Below are 6850 nucleotides of genomic sequence, written 5' to 3' on the forward strand. Positions count from 1 at the left end.
GCGCCCCTGCTGTCAACTACGTCCCAAAACTGGCTTGACATCCGCGAGATCACGGCACGACGACAGGTTACGAGCATCCGACGCTAGATTTCTGAGTCGCGCACCAGGTCTGGGGTTCGGGACGGTTCTGCGCGGCGCGACTTCCAAATGACAGGTCGTGGCGTCGGCACGCATGCCGTTGAAGCCCCGCCGGGCGAGCTCCGCGAGCCCAAGGCGGGGCTTATCGCTTTCCCAGCAGCGGGTTTACCCGCTCATCCCCGCTCATCCGCGCCGGCCGTCTTCCGTACCTTCGTACCCCGTACCTTCGTACCTTCGTACCTTCGTACCTTCGTACCTCACGCCGCCGCCGGAACCTCCGGCCGCGGAAATAGGATCGCGCCGGCGCTGGTCTTCCATCCCGACACGTCCAGCGTCGCCAGCTCGTCGAAGGAGGGCAGGGTGTCGCGGCCGGAGCCCAGGCGCTCCCACAGCTCCGCCATCTTCACCGGCATGAACGGCGAGAGCAGCACCGCCGCCGCCGCCAGGTAGCGCACCGTCGTCGCCAGCACCAGGTCCAGCTCGTCCGCGCGCGCCGGATCCTTGGCGATCGCCCACGGCTGCTTCTCGGCCACCAGCGCGTTGGCTACGCGCACCACCTCGAACGCCGCCGCCGCGCCCTCGTGCAGCAGGTTGGCGTCCATCGCCGCGCGGTACGCCTCCACCGCCTCCGCGATCGCGGGGTCCACTTCTACCGGCGATGCGGGGACCACGCCGTCGCGGTACTTGGCCAGCATCGACGTGCCGCGGCTGGCCAGGTTCCCCAGTCCGTTGGCCAGCTCCGACGTGTAGCGCTCCGTGAACCGCTCCCAGCTGAAGTTGCCGTCGCCGTCCCACGGCACTTCGCGCAGCAGAAAGTAGCGGAACGCGTCCGGGCCGAATCGGTCCACCGCCTCGCCCAGGTCCAGCCCCACGCCCGACGACTTGCTGAAGCGCTCGCCGCCCAGCAGCACAAAGCCGTGGCCCCACACGCGCTCCGGCAGCGGCAGCCCGGCGGCCTGCAGCATCGCCGGCCAGATGATGGCGTGCAGCCGCGTGATGTCCTTGCCCACCACGTGCAGCTGCGCCGGCCACCACGCCTGCCAGTCGCCGTCGGGATAGCCCGTGTCCGTCAGGTAGTTGGGCAGCGCGTCGAACCACACCCACGTCCCCTGCTCCACCCCGTCCGACGTCGGCCGAGGGAAGGGGATGGCCCAGGAAAGCCGCGCGCGGGTGACGGAGATGTCCTCCAGCCCGCTGTCCATCAGCGCCAGCAGCTCGTTGCGGCGCGACTCGGGGAGGATGAAGTCCGGGTGGGCCTCGAAGTGCGCGCGCAGAAAGTCCTGGTAGTTCGTCAGCCGGAAGAACCAGTTGCGCTCCTCCGTCCACTGCAGCTCGCGGGTAGGATGCAGGACGCAGCGGCCGTCCTGGATCTCGTTCTCGCGCTTGAACAGCTCGCACCCCACGCAGTACCACCCCTCGTACGACTTCTCGTAGAAGTCGTCCGGGTTGCGCTCGAAGATGCGCTCGATGAGCGCGTGGACGCCGCGCTTGTGGTGCTCCTGCGTCGTCCGCACCCAGCGGTCGTTGCTCACGTGGAGCCGCTTCCAGAAGCCCTCGAAGCGTCCGGCCAGCTCGTCCACCAGCGCCTGGGGGGTGATGCCGCGCGCCGCCGCGGCCTGGGCCACCTTCTGCCCGTGCTCGTCCATCCCCATGCAAAACCGCACCTCGTCGCCGGCCAGCCGGTGGTACCGGGCAATGGCGTCGGCGCCGATTTTTTCAAACGCGTGCCCCTGGTGCGGGTCGCCGTTGGCGTAGTCGATGGCGGTGGTGATGTAGAAGCGGCGGCTCACTCGGGTCTCGGCTCCGGCTGACGGCGCGGCCTGCGCGGGGGGCGCTGCGGCTGCGCGGGGTTGGGAAGGCTGGGGCGCGACGGCTTGTCCGCCGCCGCGTCCGCGCGGGGCACCGCCGGCGCCACCACGGTCTCGGTCTTGAGCTGCTCCACGTCGATCGTGCGGCGCTGCCGGTTCTCGTCCTGCAGCGTAACCGTGTTGCGCCAGATGTCGATGGAGATCACCCGCTCGGTGCCCACCACCGTGCGGATGGTCTTGCCCTCGCGCGGAAAGCGCTTGCGGGCCGCCAGATACGCGTCGTGCTCGTACGTAAGGCAGCACATCAGCCGGCCGCAGGTGCCGCTGATCTGCTGCGGGTTGAGCGACAGGCTCTGGTCCTTGGCCAGCTGCAGCGAGATCGGCTTGATCTCGCGCAGCCAGGTGGCGCAGCACAGCTGCCGGCCGCAGCGCCCCACGCCGCCCAGCTGCGCCGCCTCGTCGCGCACACCGATCTGCTTCAGTTCGATGCGGGTGCGAAAGGTGCGCGCCAGGTCACGCACCAGCTGGCGAAAGTCGACGCGCCGCTCGGCGGTAAAGTAGATGGTCAGCTTGTTCCGGTCCCACTGCCACTCGGCGTCGCTGACCTTCATCTTGAGCTGGTGCTGCTCTACCATCTCGCGCGTCTTGCGGCGCACGCGCTCTTCGTCCGCGCGCAGCACGTACGACTGGCGCACCTCCTCGTCGTCCGCATGGCGCACGACGATGCCGTGGGCATCCGCCCCGCCGCACTTTTGCTGCGCCACGCCACCCAGCGACTTGATGCGTCCCACGTCGCGGCCGCGGTCTACCTCCACCAGCACCCAGTCGTTCACCCGCAGGCTTGCGTCGGTGCTGGTGAAGAACCCCTTTCGCATCCCCTTGAACGCCACCTCCACCAGGAACGCTTGTTCCTGCGGGGATGGAAGGGGCTGAAATACCGGAAGCTCGAGACCCACGGGTCCCTCCATCTATGCGCACGCCGCGGTCCATGACCGGCGGCGGCATGCTCGTGAATCAAAGAAAGGTGGTGATGCGGATCAGCGCGCCTGGCGCCACTCCCCCATCCCCATGTACTTCTCCCAGCGGACGCGCCGCAGCTCGTCCACGGGAAGCGGGCGCAGCTCCGCCAGGTGCCGCACCAGCGCGTCCCTGAGCGCCGCCGCGGTGTCTTCCCAGTTGCTGTGCGCCCCGCCCGCCGGCTCGGCGATCACCTCGTCGATCACCCCCAGCCCCCGCAGGTCGCCCGCCGTGATCTTCATGGCCGTGGCGGCCTTGTCGCGCTCGGCGGCGCTCTTCCACAGGATCGCCGCGCACCCCTCGGGGCTGATCACGGAGTAGATGCTGTTCTCCAGCATCAGCACGCGGTCGGCCACGCCAATGGCCAGCGCCCCGCCCGATCCGCCCTCGCCGATCACCACCGCCACGGAGGGCGTGTTGAGCGCCGCCATCTCGCGCAGGTTGCGGGCGATGGCCTCGCCCTGGCCGCGCTGCTCGGCGCCCAGGCCGGGGTAGGCCCCCATGGTGTCGATCAGGGTGATGAGCGGGCGGCGGAACTTCTCAGCCAATTTCATCAATCGCAACGCTTTGCGGTACCCCTCGGGGTGGGGCATGCCAAAGTTGCGCAGCACGTTCTCCTTCATGTCGCGCCCCTTCTGGTGGCCGATGATCATCACCGGCTCGCCGTCCAGCCGCGCCCACCCGCCCACGATCGCCTCGTCGTCGCGAAACTGCCGGTCGCCGTGCAGCTCCACGAAGTCGGTGAACACCATCTCCAGGTAGTCCATCGTGTACGGGCGCTTGGGGTGGCGGGCCACCTGCACGCGTTCGATGGGGGAAAGGTTGGCGAACGTATCCTGCTTCAGATCGTCGAGCTTGCGCTCCAGCGCCACGATCTCGGTGCTCACGTCAAGGCCGCGCTCGCGGGCCAGCGTGCGAAGGGCGGTGATCTGCTCCTCCACGTCGGCGATGGCGCGCTCGAAGTCCAGGTGCGCTACTTGTGTGGCCAAATCGTGCTTCCGTTCAGGCCTCGCCGCCGTTCCCGCCGCCGACGAGGCACGTTCTGTCGATCATTGCCCCTGTGCCGGGGCCGAATCCTCCCTGCGTCCGCGGGGTGCCCCGCCCCCGGCCCCTCCCCGTTCGTTCCTCACGGAGAGGGGAGAACTTCGACCCCGGTTCCGAAGGTGCGTCGAAGCGCACCACCGGCCGCCCCACATCAACCTCCCCCGGCAGTTTCGGGGGAGGTGGGCCGGTGGTGCCGGCCCGGAGGGGGCCTGCGCGGAGCCCTCCGAAGCGCTCGGCACCGGCGGCAACCCCAACCTCCCCCAGTCTTTTTTGGGGGAGGTGCGAGCCTGAGCGAGCGGAGGGGGCGCCCCGCGCCGTCCGAAGCGCCCCGGCGCCCGTCGTGCAGTGTATCCCCTCTCCCACGCAGTTTGTGGGAGAGGGCAGGCGAGGAACGAGCCGGGTGAGGGCCCCTACTCCTCCGGCGGCGTGTATCCGCCGCCTCCGCCTCCGCCGCGTCCCCCGCGCCGCGGAAACTGCTCGCGCTGCACCGTCACCAGCGGGCGATCGTCGCGGTGCAGGCTCACGCGCTCCGCGCCCAGCGTGTCGCGCAGGGCGATCAGCAGCTCGTCGCGCGGCGCCACCTTCACCGTCTTCGACTTCAGCTTCGTCGCCTCCGTCCCGCCGTTGCGCCACACCACGACCAGGTGGCCGGGCCCCGCGTGCTCCGCCAGGATCGCCCTGGCCTCCGCCAGCGCGTTGGGCGTGGGGCCTTCGGAGCCGATCTCGATCTGCACGCCCACGTCGCCGCCGTTCCGAATCTCGCTCAGCGCGACGGCGCCGTCCAGAAACAGGGGCGGTTCTTCCTCGTCGCGCTCGCGGTTGCTCACCGCGCCGCGGATGAGGACGGGGGCATCCTGCTTCAGCACTTCCTTGTATTTAGCCCATGAATCGCCGAACGCAAGCACCGTGGCCGTTCCGTGGAAGTCTTCCACCGTGATGCGCCCCCATTCCGAGCCGTCCTTTTTGCTGATCTGGCGCGCCGCCTCGGTCACCACGCAGGCCAGCTCCACCTTGGCGTCCTTCTGGTGCTTGAGCAGCGACGTGTTCGTCTTGGCCTCGTACAGGGCCACGTCCTCGCGGTAGCGGTTGAGCGGGTGGCCGCTGATGAAAAAGCCCAGGATCTCCTTTTCCCGCGCCAGCCGCTCCGTCTCCGTCCACTTCTCTACTTTGGGCAGCGGCGGCGCCTGCACCAGCGTGGCCGCCCCGGCGTCGCCGCCGCCCAGCAGCATGTCGAAAAAGGAGTCCTGCGCGCTCTCGCGCTCCTTCTGGATCATCTGCGCGTTGGCGAACGCCGCGTCCAGCCCGGCCAGCAGCTGGTTGCGGCCCACGCCCGGCTCCTCGAACCCGTCCAGCGCGCCCGCGCAGATCAGCGCCTCCAGCACCCGCTTGTTGCACAGGCGCAGGTCCACGCGCACCAGCAGGTCGAACATGCTGGTGAACGGCCCCTCCGCCTCGCGCGCCGCGATGATGGAGCGCACCGCCCCCTCGCCCACGCCGCGGATGGCGCCCAGCCCGAAACGGATGCGGCCCACGCCCTCGCCCACCACCGTGAACTTCCAGTTGGACTCGTTCACGTGCGGGGCCAGCACCTCGATCCCCTCGCGCCCCACCGGCGGCAGGTAGCGCCCCATCTCGCGGCAGTGCGCAATGTACGACACCACGTCGTCGATCTTGTCGACCACCGACGACATGAGCGCGGCCATGAACTCGGCCGGGTAGTAGCACTTGAGCCACGCCGTCTGGTACGCCACCAACGAGTATGCCGCGCTGTGCGACTTGTTGAAGCCGTAGCGGCCAAACGCCTCGATCTGCTCGGCCAGGTCCTTGATGCGGTCGCGGGGATACCCCTTGTCCACCGCCTTGTCGACGAACTTGCCCAGCTCCTTGGCGATCAGGTCCGCGTCCTTTTTGCCCACCGCCTTGCGCAGCACGTCCGCCTCGGCCAGCGACAGGCCGCCCAGGATCTGGACGATACGCATCACCTGCTCCTGGTACACGATCACGCCCTGCGTGGGCTCAAGCACCGTCTCCAGCTCGGGGAACGGGTACTTGACCGGCTCCTGCCCCAGCTTGCGGCGGATGAACACCATGTCCATCCCCATGTCCAGCGGTCCGGGGCGCAGCAGCGCGTTGGCCGCGATCAGGTCGTCAAAGCGGTCCGCCTTCATCTGGCGGATCTTTTCCGTGGCCAGCGGAGATTCGAACTGGAACACGCCCGCCGTGCCGCCGCGGGCCATCATGGCGTACGGCTCCGGATCGTCCAGCGGAATGTCCTCGGGCCGCGCGTACACCTCGCCCGTCACCGGGTGCTTGAGCGAGCCGTAGCGGCGGCGGATGTCCACGACCGTGTCGTAGATCACCGTCAGCGTCTTCAGGCCCAGGAAGTCCATCTTGAGCATGCCGGCCTTTTCCAGGCAGGTCATGTCGTACTGGGTGACGATGATGCTTTCGCCGCTGCCGCCGGCGCCCTTGGTGCTCTGGGTGCAGATGGGCACGTACTCGTCCAGCGGCCCCGGCGCGATCACCACGCCCGCCGCGTGCACCGACGAGTGGCGGCTCAGGCCTTCCAGCGTGGACGAGTAGTCCAGCAGCTGGCGGTAGCGGTCTTCCCGCTCGTCAAGCTCCTTGATCTCCGGGATCTTCTCGCGCGCCTCGGCCACGCTCATGCTGAAGGCGGGCGAGTTGGGGATCAGCTTCGCCAGCTTGTCCGTCTCCGCGGGGGAGAAGCCCAGGGTGCGGCCCACGTCCTTGACCACGGCGCGGCTCTTCATCGTCCCGAAGGTGATGATCTGCCCCACCGCGTCGCGGCCGTACTTCTCGCGCACGTACTCGATCACCTCGCCGCGCCGCTCGAAGCAGAAGTCCACGTCCACGTCGGGCATGGACACGCGCTCGGGGTTCAG

General features: G+C 68.9%; 4 protein-coding genes. All 4 read right to left on the reverse strand.

Translation table 11 applies throughout. The features are described 5' to 3' along the window. Positions 1 to 335 precede the first annotated feature (335 nt). Complete coding sequence (gene metG / locus ACOJUJ_RS02455) at positions 336 to 1868, reverse strand: methionine--tRNA ligase (RefSeq protein WP_420125257.1); 1533 nt, start codon at positions 1866 to 1868, stop codon at positions 336 to 338. Then, positions 1865 to 2842 carry a PSP1 domain-containing protein gene (locus ACOJUJ_RS02460; RefSeq protein WP_420125258.1) on the reverse strand — a complete coding sequence of 326 codons (978 nt, stop codon included), beginning with the start codon at positions 2840 to 2842 and terminating at the stop codon, positions 1865 to 1867. Before ACOJUJ_RS02460 ends, metG begins: the two co-directional genes overlap by 4 nt. 81 nt (positions 2843 to 2923) lie before the next feature. Further along, complete coding sequence (locus tag ACOJUJ_RS02465) at positions 2924 to 3892, reverse strand: acetyl-CoA carboxylase carboxyltransferase subunit alpha (RefSeq protein ID WP_420125259.1); 969 nt, start codon at positions 3890 to 3892, stop codon at positions 2924 to 2926. Between the two features lie 465 nt (positions 3893 to 4357). After that, positions 4358 to 6850 (reverse strand): DNA polymerase III subunit alpha (dnaE, locus tag ACOJUJ_RS02470; RefSeq protein WP_420125260.1); only part of this gene is annotated, 2493 nt, incomplete at its 5' end.

Source organism: Longimicrobium sp. (assembly GCF_048594345.1).
GTDB lineage: Bacteria > Gemmatimonadota > Gemmatimonadetes > Longimicrobiales > Longimicrobiaceae > Longimicrobium.